The organism is Marinobacter sp. 2_MG-2023, from assembly GCF_030546935.1.
Taxonomy (GTDB): domain Bacteria; phylum Pseudomonadota; class Gammaproteobacteria; order Pseudomonadales; family Oleiphilaceae; genus Marinobacter.
On sequence record NZ_JAUOPH010000003.1, the window covers coordinates 226,091 to 242,531 of the forward strand.

The window sequence follows — 16,441 nt, forward strand, 5'->3', positions numbered from 1 at the left end:
ATGGCTAATATCAATACCATGTCATACGACGCGATTGTTATCGGTGGCGGCGGCGCCGGTATGCGGGCGGCCCTGCAGTTAACCGAATCGGGCGTTAAGACTGCGTGTATCACTAAAGTATTTCCAACGCGTTCGCACACTGTGTCGGCCCAGGGTGGTATCACTTGTGCAATCGCAAGCGCTGATCCCAATGATGACTGGCGCTGGCACATGTATGACACAGTAAAAGGGTCGGACTACATTGCCGATCAGGATGCCGTTGAATACATGTGTTCAGTTGGCCCTCAAGCTGTTTTCGAACTTGAGCACATGGGTCTGCCGTTTTCACGTACCGAACAGGGCCGTATTTACCAGCGTCCTTTCGGTGGTCAGTCCAAGGGCCCTGACAACCCTACTCAGGCCGCACGCACCTGTGCCGCAGCCGACCGTACGGGACACGCGCTGCTGCACACTCTGTACCAGGCAAACCTGAAAGGTGGTACTACCTTCCTGAACGAGTGGTACGCCGTCGATCTGGTCAAGAACAGCAAGAATGAAGTTGTTGGTGTTGTTGCAATTGAAATCGAAACAGGCGAAGTGGCTTACATCAAGTCCAAAGCTACGGTTCTGGCAACGGGCGGCGCAGGTCGGATTTATGCGTCTACCACCAACGCCCTGATCAATACCGGCGATGGTATTGGCATGGCGCTGCGTGCAGGTTTCCCGATGCAGGATATGGAAATGTGGCAGTTCCACCCAACAGGCATCTACGGTGCCGGAACGCTGGTAACAGAAGGTTGCCGTGGCGAGGGTGGTTATCTGATCAACGCCGAAGGCGAGCGCTTTATGGAGCGTTATGCTCCAAATGCGAAAGACCTGGCTGGTCGTGATGTTGTTGCACGCTCCATGGTTATCGAGATTCTTGAGGGTCGCGGTTGTGGCCCGGACAAGGATCACGTACTGCTGAAGCTTGATCACCTGGGTGAAGAAACTCTGAATCTGCGTTTGCCGGGTATTTGTGAGTTGTCTCGCACATTTGCTCACGTGGATCCTGTGAAAGAGCCTGTTCCTGTTGTACCTACCTGTCACTACATGATGGGTGGTGTTCCTACTAATGTAGGTGGCCAGGCGCTGACTCAGGACGAAAACGGTAATGATCAGCCAATTCCGGGTCTGTTTGCCTGTGGTGAAGCTGCGTGTGTTTCCGTTCATGGTGCAAACCGTTTGGGCGGTAACTCGCTGCTGGATCTCGTAGTATTTGGTCGTGCCGCTGGCTTGCACATTGAAGAGCAGCTGCGCGGTGGTTTCGAAACCGACGGTGCCACTGATGAAGACATCAAGCGTGCAATGGCGCGTCTTGATCGTCTGAACACAGCTTCAGAAGGTGAGAGTGTTGCTGAGGTCCGTAAGGATCTTCAGAACTGTATGCAGCTCTACTTTGGCGTATTCCGTGACGGCAATAGCATGGAAGAAGGCCTGAAGAAGCTCGAAGCGATTGGTGAGCGAGTTCGCAATACCAAGCTTACTGATACCAGCAATGCGTTCAATACCGCTCGTATCGAAGCTTTGGAACTGGATAACCTGTTTGAGGTGGCCCAGGCAACTGCGATTGCTGCAAACGAACGCAAAGAGAGTCGCGGAGCTCATGCCCGTAATGACTTTACCGAGCGCGATGATGAGAACTGGTTGAAGCATTCTCTCTACTTCCCGCTGGACAAGCGTATTGGCAAGCGTGATGTTAACTTCGCGCCGAAGACTGTCGATACCTTCCAGCCGAAAGTTCGGACTTATTAAGGGGGACGTACATTATGTTGGTAAGCCTTTATCGTTATAACCCGGAAACTGACAGCGCCCCTTATATGCAGGACGTCGATGTGGAGCTTCCGGCCGGCAAGGATCTGATGGTTCTTGATGTTCTTAACCTGATCAAGGAAAAGGACTCTTCAATGGCCTATCGCCGCTCATGCCGTGAAGGTGTGTGTGGTTCTGACGGCATGAACATGAACGGCAAGAATGGATTGGCATGTATTACGCCAATGTCGCAGGTCGTCAAGAATGGCAAGCTGGTTTTGCGCCCGCTGCCAGGACTGCCGGTTATCCGTGATCTGGTTGTGGACATGAGCCTGTTCTACAAGCAGTACGAAAAAGTGATGCCGTATCTTGTAAATGACACTCCTGCGCCTGGTATCGAGCGTCTTCAGTCACCTGAAGATCGCGAAAAGCTTGACGGCCTGTACGAATGTATTCTGTGTGCATGCTGTTCAACGTCTTGCCCGTCGTTCTGGTGGAACCCGGACAAGTTCATTGGCCCTGCGGGTCTGTTGCAGGCATACCGCTTTCTGGCGGATAGTCGCGACACCGCACAGGCTGAGCGTCTTGCCAATCTCGATGACCCGTTCAGCGTTTTCCGCTGCAGGGGAATCATGAACTGTGTTAGCGTTTGCCCGAAAGGCCTTAACCCGACGAGGGCTATCGGCCATATCCGGAATCTTCTGCTACACCGTGCTACTTAAGCGGCAAAATTGCAGACAGACGCTATACTGACTTGATCAGGTTGGAACCCGGAAGGCCTCGCATTTATGCGGGGCCTTCAACCAAAGGCTTATAGTCAAAGGTCTTACCCGGGTGCAAACTACGCAAGCCGTGGCGGGAACTCATCCGGTTTTCTTGCGGCTTCGCTGAGTACAAAAAATCATTGGGGAACGGAAAAGCATCCGTGTTGGGTGTGGTTTGCTACAGTCGATCCCGTAAAAACCCGTATTGACTGGTAATTACCCCTGGCCGACCATACCGGGCTCCCCCGCACCAGCCCAAGGTGAGCTATTCAAAATGCAAGAAAGCATCATGGAGCAGTTATGGCAGACGTCCCACTTACAAGGTGGAAATCTGGCCTATGTTGAACAGCTTTTTGAAACCTACCTGACAGACCCTAATTCCGTTTCCGAAGAGTGGCGGAGCTATTTTGACAAGCTTCCGAGCGTCGACGGCTCTCATGGCCGAGATGTCTTGCACTCTACGATTCGTGAACAGTTTGGACACATATCCCGCAATCAGCGTTTTCTCGCGAGTAACGGCGTGCCTGTCAGTGCAACGTCGGACGCTGATAAAAAGCAAACCCGTGTTCTCCAGCTTATTAATGCGTATCGCTTCCGCGGTCATCAGGAAGCGAAACTGGATCCTCTTGGGGTCTGGCAGCGCCCGTCGGTAGAAGACCTCGATCCGGCGTTCCATGATTTATCCGATTCTGACCGGGATCTGACGTTTCAGACAGGCTCGCTGAGTTTTGGTTCTGAAACCATGAAACTCGGAGACATAGTTGACGGTCTGAGGCAGACGTACTGCGGCAGCATTGGCGCCGAGTATATGCACATAGTTGATACCCGCATTAAACGCTGGTTTCAGCAACGGATGGAACCTGTCCGCTCCGAGCCGGGCTACGAGACAAAAACCCGCAAGCACATTCTGGAGCGCCTCACGGCAGCTGAAGGTCTGGAAAAATATCTAGGCTCCCGTTATCCCGGTGTAAAGCGTTTCGGGCTTGAAGGCGGCGAAAGTCTTATCCCCTGCATGGACGAGTTGATCCAGCGTGCCGGCTCATACGGTGCCAAGGAAATCGTTCTGGGTATGGCCCACCGTGGCCGCCTTAACGTGCTGGTTAATACGCTGGGTAAGAATCCGAAAGAGTTGTTTGACGAATTTGAAGGCAAGCGACTGGCCGATTCCGGTTCCGGCGACGTCAAATATCACCAGGGCTTCTCATCCAACGTGATGACCGAAGGCGGTGAAGTACACCTTGCAATGGCGTTTAACCCGTCGCACCTGGAAATTGTATCACCCGTAGTTGAAGGCTCTGTGCGTGCTCGTCAGACCCGACGCTCTGACAATGAGGGTAATCAGGTCGTTCCTGTTATCATGCACGGCGACGCCGCGTTTGCGGGGCAGGGCGTGGTAATGGAAACCTTCCAGATGTCGCAGACCCGCGGTTTCGGCGTGGGTGGCACTATCCACATCGTTATCAATAACCAGGTCGGCTTCACGACCAGCAAGCAGGAAGACGCTCGTTCCACTGAATACTGTACCGACGTGGCCAAAATGGTTCACGCGCCGATACTTCATGTGAATGCGGATGATCCTGAAGCAGTTGTCTTTGTTACTCAAATGGCGATGGACTATCGCAATGAGTTCAAAGGCGACGTGGTTATCGATCTTGTTTGTTATCGTCGTCGGGGTCACAACGAGGCTGATGAGCCTGCGGCAACCCAGCCGATGATGTACGAGAAGATCCGCAAGTTGAAGACCACCCGCACGCTTTATGCGGACAAACTGGTCGCTGCTGGCGTTGTGAGCGAAGACGAAGCCAAGCAGATGGAAAATGAGTACCGTGACGCGCTGGATAATGGCGAGCACGTGGTCAAATCTCTGGTTAAAGAGCCGAATAAAGATCTTTATGTTGACTGGGCTCCCTATCTGGGACACGAATGGACAGCCAAGTGTAAGTCCAGTGTGGCGTTGAGAACGATCCAGAAGCTTGGTAAGAAACTGACCCAGGTTCCTGAAGGGTTCAGCATTCAGCGTCAGGTTTCCAAGATTGTTTCTGACCGTGAGAAAATGACAGCCGGTGCCTTGCCTATCAACTGGGGCTATGGCGAAATAATGGCTTATGCGACTCTGCTGAATGAAGGGCACCCGATCAGGTTGACCGGCCAGGACGTGGGCCGCGGAACCTTCTCTCACCGGCATGCTGTTTTGCATAACCAGAAAGACGGTTCCAGGCATATTGCTCTCGAGCAACTTACTGACACTCAGCCGAAGTTTGAAATATACGACTCACTGCTCTCTGAAGAGGCAGTGATGGCTTTTGAATATGGCTTCGCTACTACGACCCCGGATACGTTGGTGGTCTGGGAAGCGCAGTTTGGGGATTTTGCAAACGGCGCCCAAGTGGTTATTGACCAATTCCTCACGAGCGGTGAGCACAAGTGGGGTCGCCTTTGTGGGTTGACTCTGCTGCTACCTCACGGTTATGAGGGGCAGGGGCCAGAGCACAGTTCTGCGCGGCTGGAGCGTTTCTTGCAGCTATCTGCGCAGCACAACATTCAGGTGTGCGTGCCGACAACGCCTTCCCAGGTGTTCCACATGTTGCGTCGCCAGGTGAAGCGCCCGCTGCGTAAACCGCTAGTGGCGATTACACCCAAGAGTTTGTTGCGCCACAAGGAAGCAACCTCTGATCTGGAAGACCTGACATCAGGCACTTTCCAGACCGTTCTTCCTGAGAAAGAACTGCCGGAGGCGAAAAAAGTTTCCCGGGTTATTCTTTGCAGCGGCAAGGTCTATTACGACCTTCTGGAAAAGAAGAAAGCTGATGAACGTGACGATGTTGCCATTGTGCGCATTGAGCAACTTTATCCGTTCCCCAGCGAAGACCTGGATGAGGTACTGGCCAATTACTCAAAGTTGAAGCACGTGGTTTGGTGTCAGGAAGAACCAATGAACCAGGGCGCCTGGTACAGCAGTCAGCACCATATGCGCAATGCGCTGCAGCGGCTGAACCCCAAGCTTCACCTTCAGTATGCCGGCCGTGAGGCCTCTGCTGCGCCGGCAGCAGGTCACATGTCTGTTCATATTGAAGAGCAGAAAAATCTTGTTAACGACGCGTTCGAAATCTGACGAGCTACCGAGCTAAGGAACTGTAATGTCTACTGAGATAAAAGCACCCGTTTTCCCGGAGTCGGTCGCAGAGGGTACCGTCGCGACCTGGCACAAACAGCCGGGCGAAGCCTGTTCACGTGATGATCTGATTGTCGATATTGAAACCGACAAGGTCGTTCTCGAGGTTGTTGCTCCGGCCGACGGCGTAATAGAAGAAGTCCTTAAAGGCGAAGGCGACACCGTAGAAAGCGGTGAAGTTATCGGCAAATTCAAGGCAGGCGCCGTGGGCGACTCTGGCTCTGCCGACAGCAAAGGCGGTGACGAAAGCAAGGCCAAGGCCGATGCTGACAAGGACGAAGCCAAAACTGAACAAAGCCAGAGTTCTGACGACGCTATTCTTAGCCCGGCAGCACGTAAACTGGCCGAGGAAAATAATGTTGACCCGGGTTCCGTAAAAGGTACTGGTAAAGATGGTCGCGTTACTAAAGAAGATGTTCAGAATCATGTAGATAATGCCAAGTCTTCAGGTGGAGCCTCAAAGGCTGCTGCGCCCGAAGCCAATGTTTCTACGGGTGAGCGTATTGAGAAACGCGTACCCATGACTCGTCTTCGTGCCAGTATTGCCAAGCGTTTGGTAAATGCTCAGCAAACCGCTGCTATGCTGACGACCTTTAATGAGGTCGATATGGGCCCCATTATGGAACTGCGCAAGCAGTACCAGGACAGCTTCGTGAAGCGTCACGAAATCAAGCTGGGCTTTATGTCGTTCTTCGCCAAGGCAGCTACTGAAGCGCTGAAGCGGTTCCCGGCTGTGAACGCGTCTATCGATGGTAACGATATGGTTTACCACGGATACCAGGATATCGGTGTTGCGGTCTCGACTGATCGTGGCTTGGTGGTTCCGGTACTTCGTGATGTCGACGCACTGGGTCTGGCAGACATTGAGAAGAAGATTGTTGAGTATGGTACCAAGGCAAAAGGTGGCAAGCTTGCAATCGAAGATATGACTGGTGGCACCTTTACCATCACCAATGGCGGTATTTTTGGATCGCTTATCTCTACTCCGATCCTTAACCCGCCACAGACGGCTATTCTGGGTATGCATAAAATCCAGGAGCGCCCGATGGCGGTCAATGGCAAGGTTGAAATCCGTCCGATGATGTACCTTGCGCTGTCCTATGACCACCGCATGGTCGATGGCAAGGAGGCGGTGCAGTTCCTTGTGGCCATCAAGGAAATGCTCGAGGACCCGGCGCGTATTCTGCTGGACGTCTGAGCTGACATTTAACGAATCAGAAAACAGGATTAACTATGTCTGATAAGTACGACGTAATTGTCATTGGTGCAGGCCCTGGTGGCTATGTTGCCGCCATTAAAGCTGCTCAGCTTGGTCTTAAAACCGCATGTGTCGAGTCGTGGACCTCCGAGGATGGCAAAAGTCAGGTACTTGGCGGTACCTGCCTGAACGTAGGCTGCATTCCTTCGAAAGCCCTGCTGGAAATTTCTCATAAGTTTGAGGAAGCCAGCCACGACTATGAAATGCAGGGCATCATCGCCAAAGATGTCAAAATGGACATCGCCAAGATGATGGAGCGTAAGAGTGGCATCGTTAAACAGTTGACCGGCGGTATCGCAGGCCTGTTTAAAGCCAACGGCGTTACTTCCATACATGGCCACGGCAAGCTGCTGGCAAATCGTCAGGTTGAAGTCACCGATAAAGACGGTAAGACAAAGACCTATGAAGCCGAGAATGTCATTATTGCCACCGGCTCCAAGCCCATTGATATACCGCCTGCTCCGATGACGGAAGGCTATATTGTGGACTCTGAGGGCGCGCTGGAATTTGATGAAGTTCCCAAGCGTCTTGGCATCATCGGCGCTGGCGTTATCGGGCTTGAGTTGGGCAGTGTCTGGGCGCGGTTGGGTTCTGAAGTAACTGTACTGGAAGCTCAGGATACCTTCCTGCCTGCCGTGGATCAGCAGGTTGCCAAGGACGCTCTGAAACAGTTTCGCAAGCAAGGCCTGGACATCGTCATGGGTGGCCGCGTAACCGGCGCCGAAGTGAAGCGCAAGCTGGTCTATGTGAACTACGAAGACAGCAAGGGCAAACAGGAACTTAAAGTCGACAAGTTGATTGTTGCTGTTGGTCGCCGGCCATTTACAGACAATCTGCTTTCAGCAGATTCCGGCGTCAGCATGGATGAGCGTGGTTTCATCTTTGTTGATGAAAACTGTAAAACCGAGGCTCCGGGTGTCTGGGCCGTAGGCGACGTTGTGCGTGGTCCTATGCTGGCGCATAAAGCTTCCGAAGAGGGCGTTATGGTGGCAGAGCGTATTGCCGGCCATAAACCTCAGGTTAACTACGACTGCATTCCAAATGTAATCTACACATCGCCGGAAGTGGCCTGGGTAGGTAAAACGGAAGAGCAGCTCAAGAGTGAAGGTGAAGCCTATAACGTTGGTACATTCCCGTTTGCGGCCAACGGTCGTGCGATGGCGGCAAACTCCGCCTCTGGCATGGTGAAGATCATTGCCGACGAGAAGACCGACCGGATTCTGGGCTTCCACGTTGTGGGCCCTCAGGCATCAGAAATTGTTGCTCAGGGTGTTATTGCCATGGAATTTGGCTCCAGTGCAGAAGATCTGGCTCTGACCTGTTTTGCGCACCCGACTCTGTCGGAGTCTGTGCACGAGGCAGCGCTGGCAGTTAGCGGTGGCGCGATTCATATTGCGAACCGTCGTAAAAAGAAGTAACGCAAACCAGGAAACAGGGGCGCCCGTGATGGCGCCCCTTTACCATAAAAAGAGCCGATTTCCTGTTGCGATCATGGCGAGCTGAGTTGAAAACCTGCTCGCCGAAAGGAATTCGCAGTAAAGACTCTCCTGACGGGGAGTCGCGGGTTCAATTTCCGTACGTGGTTATCCTCCATCAAAGAGCGGGACACTAACTATGAATTTGCACGAATATCAGGGCAAACAGCTTTTCGCTGAATATGGCTTGCCAGTATCGCAGGGCATTGCCTGCGATACCCCGGACGAAGCAGTAGCAGCTGCAGAAAAAATTGGCGGCAACAGCTGGGTTGTAAAGGCTCAGGTTCACGCGGGCGGCCGCGGTAAAGCTGGCGGTGTAAAGCTGGTCAAGAACACTGATGACATCCGAGCGTTCGCAGAGCAGTGGTTGGGCAAACAGCTGGTGACTTTCCAGACTGACGAGAACGGCCAGCCAGTCAGCAAAATTCTGGTTGAATCCCTGACTGATATCGACCAAGAGCTGTATCTGGGCGCTGTTGTCGATCGTGGTACTCGTCGTATCGTATTCATGGCATCCACCGAAGGTGGTGTTGAGATCGAGACCGTTGCGGAAGAAACTCCGGAAAAAATCCTGAAAGCCGAGATCGATCCGCTGGTTGGCGCACAGCCATACCAGGGTCGCGAGCTGGCATTCAAACTGGGTCTTGAGGGCAAGCAAATCGGGCAGTTCACCAAGATCTTTCTGGGTCTGGCGAAACTGTTTGAAGACTACGATCTGGCGTTGATGGAAATCAACCCGCTGGTTATCACTCCGGCTGGTGATTTGCACTGCCTGGATGCCAAGATTGGCGTCGACGGCAACGCTCTGTACCGCCAGAAGAAGCTTCAGGAAATGCGCGATCCTTCACAGGAAGATGCTCGCGAAGCTGAAGCTGCAGCCTGGGAACTGAACTACGTTGCCCTCGAAGGCAACATCGGCTGCATGGTTAACGGTGCTGGCCTGGCCATGGGTACCATGGATATCATCAAGCTTTCTGGCGGCCGTCCGGCTAACTTCCTGGACGTTGGCGGCGGTGCGACCAAAGAGCGCGTATCCGAAGCGTTCAAAATCATCCTGTCTGACGATGCAGTGCAAGCCGTACTGGTTAACATCTTCGGCGGTATTGTTCGCTGCGATATGATTGCCGAAGGCATCATTGGTGCCGTTAAAGAAGTTGGCGTTAAAGTGCCCGTAGTTGTTCGCCTTGAAGGTAACAACGCTGAATTGGGTTCCAAGGTACTGGCTGATAGTGGCCTGAACATCATCGCCGCCAGCAGCCTGGCCGATGCTGCAGAGCAAGTCGTTAAAGCCGCAGGGGGTAAATAATGAGCATCCTGATTAATAAAGACACCAAGGTAATCTGCCAGGGCTTTACCGGCGCACAGGGTACATTCCACTCTGAGCAGGCTATTGAGTACGGTACCAAGATGGTTGGTGGCGTAAGCCCGGGTAAAGGTGGCACCGAGCATTTGGGTCTGCCGGTGTTCAACACCGTTCGCGACGCTGTAGAGAAGACTGGTGCTCAGGCAACTGTGATCTACGTTCCGGCTCCGTTCTGTAAAGACGCCATCATTGAAGCGGCGGATGCAGGCATTGAGCTGATTGTGTGCATCACCGAAGGCATCCCGACAATCGATATGCTGTACGCCAAAGAATACGTTGACCGTAAAGGCGTTCGCATGATCGGGCCTAACTGCCCAGGTGTTATCACACCGGGTGAGTGCAAGATCGGCATCATGCCAGGGCACATTCACAAGCCAGGTAAGGTCGGTATCGTTTCCCGTTCAGGTACCCTGACGTACGAAGCGGTCAAGCAGACCACAGACTTCGGCTACGGCCAGTCTACCTGTGTGGGCATTGGTGGTGACCCTATTCCGGGTTCAAACTTCATCGATATTCTCAAGCTGCTGCAAGAAGATCCGCAGACTGAAGCTATCGTGATGATTGGTGAAATCGGCGGTACCGCTGAAGAAGAAGCGGCTGCTTTCATCAAGGAAAACGTCACCAAGCCAGTGGTTTCCTACATTGCCGGTGTTACAGCGCCTCCAGGCAAGCGTATGGGCCACGCCGGTGCCATCATCTCCGGTGGTAAAGGTACTGCAGACGAAAAATTCGCGGCTCTGAACGACGCTGGTGTCAAAACCGTGCGCAGTCTGGCCGAGATTGGTAAGGCTCTGAAGGAAGTGACTGGCTGGTAAAGCTGGTTTCTTTCACTAAAACCCCCGTTTCTGTTCTGCAGAGCGGGGGTTTTTTATTTATAATGCCGGGTCGTCTGATCTACTATGGGCCGAGTCCCATTCAATTGAAGGAGTTTGTGCTTTGAGTTCTGTAGATTCCCAGCAAAGGGTTTTGTCCGGTATGCGTCCGACCGGCAAGCTTCATCTTGGTCATTACCACGGTGTGCTGAAAAACTGGGTGAAACTCCAGCACGAATTTGAGTGCTTCTTCTTTATTGCCGACTGGCACGCCCTGACGACGCAGTACGATGACCCTTCTGGCATCGAGCAAAGCGTCTGGGACATGGTGATCGACTGGCTCGCAGCTGGCGTTAATCCCGGGTCTTCCACCATGTTCATTCAGTCACAGGTGCCTGAACATGCGGAGCTGCATCTTTTACTCTCCATGATCACGCCGCTTGGCTGGTTGGAGCGTATCCCTACATACAAGGATCAGCAGGAAAAGCTGCGGGAAAAAGACCTGGCGACCTATGGGTTCCTCGGTTATCCACTGCTGCAAACTGCCGACATACTGATGTATCGCGCGGGTAAAGTACCAGTTGGCGCAGATCAGGTGTCTCATGTTGAAATTACCCGTGAGATCGCCCGTCGGTTCAACCATATTTATGGGCGTGAGCCAGGATTTGAAGAGCAGGCGGAATCAGCCATCACCAAGATGGGCAAGAAAAACGCCAAGCTTTATCGTAACCTCAAGAAGCGCTACCAGGAAGAAGGTGATCTTGAAGCTCTGGACACTGCTCGTGCATTGCTTATGGAGCAGCAGAACATTTCCATCGGTGATCGTGAACGCCTTTATGGCTTCATTGAGGGTGGCGGCAAGGTCATACTTCCGGAGCCGCAGCCATTGCTGACGCCTGAATCCAAAATGCCGGGACTGGACGGGCAGAAGATGTCCAAGTCCTACAACAACTACATTGGCCTGAGGGAAGAGCCGGATAGCGTGGCCCAGAAACTGCGGACCATGCAGACTGACCCGCAGCGGGTGCGGCGCACAGACCCGGGTGAGCCGGAGAAGTGTCCGGTTTGGGGGCTGCATAAAGTCTACTCAGATGAGGCAACAAAAGAGTGGGTTCAGACGGGTTGCCGCAGTGCCGGTATCGGGTGTCTGGACTGTAAAAAACCTTTGATTGATTCAATTATCGAAGAGCAACGTCCTTTGCGGGAGCGAGCATTGGAATACGAAGGGAACCCGGATCTGGTGCATTCGATTCTTCAAGAGGGGCGTGAACACGCCCGTGATGCGGCTCGTGATACGCTTGATGAAGTCCGTGCCGCAATGGGCCTGAGCTATCGTTGATCCCGTGAAGCCAGAGCCAGAGCAGGCCCCATTAGCAAAGGTATCCGGGAAGGCGCTGGTCGATCTTCCCAAAGACCTTTACATACCGCCGGACGCGCTTGCGGTATTTCTGGAAGCCTTTGAGGGCCCGCTCGATCTATTGCTTTACCTCATCCGTCGCCAGAATATGGATATTCTGGACATAGACGTGAGTGAAATTACCCGGCAGTACATGGACTACATCGGAGCCGTTGAAGCCATGCGTTTCGAATTGGCTGCCGAGTATCTGGTGATGGCAGCCACGCTTGCAGAAATAAAGTCCCGCATGCTGCTGCCGAAGCACGAATCTGATGAAGACGAAGAGCTGGACCCCAGGGCTGAACTGATTCGCCGGCTGCAACAGTATGAACGTTTCAAAAAGGCCGCTGAGGATATCGAATCGTTACCGCGGATGGAGCGGGACAGTTTTTCTGTATCGGCAGCCTTGCCACAATTGCCGTCTACCCAGCCGCATCCTGATGTCGACTTTCGGGAGATGATTCTTGCGCTTCGAGGAGTGTTGGAGCGAGCGGATCTTTTTACCAGCCATCACGTGGAAAAGGAAAAGCTTTCCACGCGCGAGCGCATGTCGGCCATTCTGTCTCTGTTGCAGGATGATCAGTTTGTTACTTTCGAGAGCCTCTTTACCGTGGAGGAAGGAAGGCTTGGGGTAGTGGTTACGTTTCTGGCCATGCTGGAACTGGTGAAAGAACAGCTGGTTGAAGTCGTGCAGACAGACGTGTTGGGTTCCATTCACATGCGTGCCCGGGCTGCCCGTTAGGCCCTATTGTATCGGCAAACGGCGTACCGAAGAACGGATAGCGATCATGAATGAAGAGCATCTTTCCAGAATTCAGGCGATTGTCGAGGCCGCACTGCTGGCGGCGGGCAAGCCTCTCTCTGTAGACCAGTTGCGAGAACTGTTCACCGAGGATGAACGTCCGGCCCGGCAGGTTATGGAACATGTGATGATGCTCCTTGGTAACGCTTGCGAGGGCCGGGGGATTGAACTTCGTAAAGTGGCCAGCGGCTACCGGCTTCAGGTGCGTGAGGAATATGCTCCCTGGGTCAGCCGGTTGTTTGAGGAAAAACCGCAACGGTATTCCCGAGCGCTACTGGAAACTCTTGCCCTTATTGCTTACCGCCAACCAATAACTCGCGGCGAAATTGAAGACATCCGGGGTGTTACGGTAAGCAGCAATATCATTCGTACGTTACTTGAGCGAGAGTGGGTTCGCGTTGTAGGGCACAGAGACGTTCCTGGTCGGCCTGCGATGTACGCAACAACCCGACAGTTTCTGGACTATTTCAACCTTTCAGGCCTGGATCAGATGCCACCTCTATCCGAGATCCGGGACCTGGAAGAAATTGGCAGAGAGATTGAAAAAAGCATTCAGGCCGAGATTGAGTTTGATTCAACTTCGGCGGAGCCCGCAGAGGATAATTCCCCGGGTGAGACACTTCACTGACATCATTCGGGTGTCAGTCAGCGATTAAGGATTATGTTCATGGCGTCAGAACGCCCCGGAAGAAAAGCAAAACCGGCCGCAGACACGGCTACTAACGAAGGCCCGGAGCGGATCCAGAAACTTCTTGCCCGCGCAGGTATTGGCTCGCGCCGGGAAATTGAAGGCTGGATGGAAACCGGGCGCCTGACCGTCAATGGTGAGGCAGCTGTGCCGGGCCAGAAGGCGACCGTGAATGATCGCTTCGAGCTGGATGAGAAAAGACTTGAGGTTGCGGGTGCGGCGACGACTGTGCGCCGGGTGCTTATCTACAATAAGCCCGAAGGTGAGGTGACTACTCGTAAGGATCCCGAGGGGCGCCCAACGGTATTTGACCGTTTGCCCAGGCTCAAGGATAACCGGTGGATATCGATAGGCCGGCTGGACATCAATACCACCGGGCTCGTGTTGTTTACCACCGACGGTGAACTGGCAAATCGCCTTATGCACCCCTCGAGCCAGATTGACCGGGAGTATGCAGTCAGGATTTTTGGCGAGGTTGATGATGCCATGATCCAGCGCCTGATGGCGGGGGTTCTTCTTGAAGATGGCATGGCCAAATTCAGTGATATAAGCCAGGCTGGCGGCAGTGGAATCAACCGCTGGTTTCACGTGACCCTTCTGGAAGGCCGAAACCGGGAGGTCAGGCGTTTGTGGGAGTCTCAGGGCGTGCGTGTAAGTCGCTTGAAGCGTGTGCGATATGGACCGATTTTTCTCCCCAGCAGGCTGACACTTGGCAAATGGGAAGAATTGGATCAGAAAACAGTGGACACCCTGAGCAAAGTGGTCGGGCTTGATTCGATAGATATACCGCAGAAAACGCCGGATGAGCAGGCCGCTCATGACCGGTTGAGAAGAAAGAGCCCTGGCAGTGGCAGCAAGAAAAGCGGAGGCCGGCGCTGGGATGTGAGTGATACCAAACCTGCTCGCAAAGGTGGCTCAGATAAACCCCGTGGCGGAGCAAGCAAGCCTAAAACAGGCCCTGCCAGACCTCGCAAGGCCCAGACAGGGAGTCCTGGTAAGTCGGGCAGATAGGTTAAAATTCGTTTCGGGTCGCGTTATTCAGCCAATGGTGGCAAACACCCTTGTGCAGTTCCGGCCCTGTTCTTTGGCTCTGTAAAGGGCCTCGTCGGCGCGGGCTATCCATTGGTCCGCGCTTTCCCCCGGCATATAGCGAGTAACACCGCAGCTGATTGTCACAGACAGCTCGGTGCCACCACAGTCTACCCGAAGATCCGCAATGGCATTGCGCACACGATCTGCTACATCCCGCGCCTCGAGTTCGCCTGTGTGTGGTAGCAGAATGGCGAACTCTTCACCGCCAAACCGATATACGCTGTCTGAGTTTCTGATTGCCGCTTCCAGAGTGCTGGCGGCCAATCGCAGCATGTGGTCACCTACCACATGCCCCTGCTGGTCGTTTACTGATTTGAAATGATCCAGATCGCAGAGAATCAGGGAATACTCCCCCGCATGGCGGTCGGCAAGCGAGCATGCACGTTGCAGCTGTTCGTCGAGGGCGCGCTTGTTCGGAATTGAAGTCAGCGCATCGGTCAATGCTGCTTGTTCTATCGTAATAAATTGGCAGGCATTGCGGAGCGAACAGACGGCTGCACTGATGATCATTTCAATGCCTTGGAGCTCGTCGTCTGAAAACTTTTGCCGACGATTTACTGAGAGCGTTCCGTAGCACACTCCTTCGAGATTCAAGCGATACTCACAGCGGTGAGGGCCGCCAATCCCGGTTGCGTATACAAAATCACGATGCCCGATCTGGTGGCGATAGGTAAGGGAATCGAAGGGGATGATGTTTCCCAGTTCTTCCGCCAGAATGCCGAGCTGAGTTTCCAGGGACAGTGTCGTGGCAAGGCGTCGTGTAAGCCTGCTGAAGGGGTCGGAAGTGTTCGACCAGCTCCGGTAGGCCTGTTGTAGCGCTGCCAGATCCTTTGGCTGAGAGGTGGCGCTCTGTATCGACGATATGTTTTTCACTGGATCTCACTCTCTGGCAAAATTGGTGATGCTCTTAAGGGAGGATTGAGCATGCTTCGTGCCGGAAACCGAAGTTTTTTTTAAAAACATATAGATATATGGAAATTATGAAGTGTTCTGTGGCACCAGCGTGCCAAGGTGAACCTGAGTGTCAAAAATACGGCAAGCTCGTTCCGTTGGATGCGCTTCCTGCCGGAAAATGCGCTTTTACTAGGGGATGGGGATGGGGAAACCCTGTGCTAAACTCTGCGACCAACATCCTCGCCGTTTGCAGAAGTGAGCTACATTCCCTATGACGTTTCAGGCCCCGGAAAGTCTTTCTGAACAGATCGCCCAGCATTTGGGGCAGCGGATCGTGACGCGGGATCTGACACCCGGAAGTCGCATCCAGGAGCTAAAGGTTGCTGGCGACCTCAACGTCAGTCGTGGTTCGGTGCGTGAGGCCTTGCTCATTCTGGAACGCAGACATTTGATTGAAATTTTCCCACGTCGGGGCGCGGTTGTTTCAAGCCTGACCGTGGCGAGCGTTAACAGCCTCTATGATATCTATATCGACTTGCTGTGCATGCTAGGGCGTAAGGTTATTGAGCGCTGGACTGGCGATGAACTGGTTGGCGTCATGGGGCGAGTCCGGGAAGTCGAGGCGGTCATTCAGGCTGTGAACTCAACAGGCCCGGATGCTGCAGAAAAAATTATTGATGCCGGTTTCGGTGTAATGCGCCACGCCTATGGATTGGTCGATAATCCGTTTCTTGAAGAAACCCTGGAAAACTTCCGGCCTGCGATAAGTCGCACTTATTTTGTTGCCCTGGAGAATTTCCGGGAAAGTATTGGGCAGACGGCTGAATTTTTCAGACGCCTCGGCGAGGCAGCAGCAAGTGGGGATTCTGAACGCTTACAAGCTGCAATTACGGCCTTTGGCGAGCATCAGCGCCAACAGGTATTGAGCATTCTCAGGGAGGAGGAGAGCGCGTGA

The 16,441-nt window shown here is 53.4% G+C and carries 13 protein-coding genes; 12 read left to right on the forward strand and 1 reads right to left on the reverse strand.

Features of this window, described 5'->3' with window-relative positions:
* The 11 genes from sdhA to rluB all read left to right on the forward strand — a co-directional run bounded on the left by sdhA (window position 1) and on the right by rluB (window position 14,511).
* Window positions 1-1,773, forward strand: coding sequence for a succinate dehydrogenase flavoprotein subunit (gene sdhA / locus Q4501_RS08370; protein ID WP_303595766.1), 1,773 nt, complete (start codon window positions 1-3; stop codon window positions 1,771-1,773).
* 14 nt (window positions 1,774-1,787) lie between these two features.
* Entirely contained in the window at window positions 1,788-2,492 is a 705-nt protein-coding gene (locus tag Q4501_RS08375) for a succinate dehydrogenase iron-sulfur subunit (protein ID WP_303595767.1), read from the forward strand.
* Window positions 2,493-2,808: 316 nt separating this feature from the next.
* Window positions 2,809-5,646 carry a 2-oxoglutarate dehydrogenase E1 component gene (locus Q4501_RS08380; protein ID WP_303595768.1) on the forward strand — a complete coding sequence of 946 codons (2,838 nt, stop codon included), beginning with the start codon at window positions 2,809-2,811 and terminating at the stop codon, window positions 5,644-5,646.
* 25 nt (window positions 5,647-5,671) lie between these two features.
* Window positions 5,672-6,904 (forward strand): 2-oxoglutarate dehydrogenase complex dihydrolipoyllysine-residue succinyltransferase, encoded by a 1,233-nt coding sequence (odhB, locus tag Q4501_RS08385; protein ID WP_303595769.1) that lies wholly within the window; start codon window positions 5,672-5,674, stop codon window positions 6,902-6,904.
* Window positions 6,905-6,939: 35 nt separating this feature from the next.
* Window positions 6,940-8,382, forward strand: coding sequence for a dihydrolipoyl dehydrogenase (gene lpdA, locus Q4501_RS08390; protein WP_303595770.1), 1,443 nt, complete (start codon window positions 6,940-6,942; stop codon window positions 8,380-8,382).
* A gap of 196 nt (window positions 8,383-8,578) precedes the next feature.
* Window positions 8,579-9,745: an ADP-forming succinate--CoA ligase subunit beta gene (gene sucC, locus Q4501_RS08395; RefSeq protein ID WP_303595771.1), complete on the forward strand. Its 1,167-nt coding sequence runs from the start codon at window positions 8,579-8,581 to the stop codon at window positions 9,743-9,745.
* Window positions 9,745-10,617: a succinate--CoA ligase subunit alpha gene (sucD, locus tag Q4501_RS08400; RefSeq protein WP_303595772.1), complete on the forward strand. Its 873-nt coding sequence runs from the start codon at window positions 9,745-9,747 to the stop codon at window positions 10,615-10,617. Before sucC ends, sucD begins: the two co-directional genes overlap by 1 nt.
* A gap of 121 nt (window positions 10,618-10,738) precedes the next feature.
* The gene (locus Q4501_RS08405; protein ID WP_303595773.1) at window positions 10,739-11,953 is read left to right on the forward strand and encodes a tryptophan--tRNA ligase; all 1,215 of its coding nucleotides are present in this window, start codon (window positions 10,739-10,741) and stop codon (window positions 11,951-11,953) included.
* Window positions 11,954-11,957: 4 nt separating this feature from the next.
* Entirely contained in the window at window positions 11,958-12,752 is a 795-nt protein-coding gene (locus tag Q4501_RS08410) for a ScpA family protein (RefSeq protein WP_303595774.1), read from the forward strand.
* Window positions 12,753-12,798: 46 nt separating this feature from the next.
* Window positions 12,799-13,440: an SMC-Scp complex subunit ScpB gene (gene scpB / locus Q4501_RS08415; protein WP_303595775.1), complete on the forward strand. Its 642-nt coding sequence runs from the start codon at window positions 12,799-12,801 to the stop codon at window positions 13,438-13,440.
* Window positions 13,441-13,479: 39 nt separating this feature from the next.
* Window positions 13,480-14,511 (forward strand): 23S rRNA pseudouridine(2605) synthase RluB, encoded by a 1,032-nt coding sequence (gene rluB, locus Q4501_RS08420; protein WP_303595776.1) that lies wholly within the window; start codon window positions 13,480-13,482, stop codon window positions 14,509-14,511.
* Window positions 14,512-14,538: 27 nt separating this feature from the next.
* On the opposite strand, the gene Q4501_RS08425 is transcribed toward rluB, so the two are convergent.
* The gene (locus tag Q4501_RS08425; protein WP_303595777.1) at window positions 14,539-15,465 is read right to left on the reverse strand and encodes a GGDEF domain-containing protein; all 927 of its coding nucleotides are present in this window, start codon (window positions 15,463-15,465) and stop codon (window positions 14,539-14,541) included.
* A 292-nt stretch (window positions 15,466-15,757) separates the two neighbouring features.
* On the opposite strand from Q4501_RS08425, the gene Q4501_RS08430 reads away from it, so the two are divergent.
* Complete coding sequence (locus tag Q4501_RS08430) at window positions 15,758-16,441, forward strand: GntR family transcriptional regulator (protein WP_303595778.1); 684 nt, start codon at window positions 15,758-15,760, stop codon at window positions 16,439-16,441.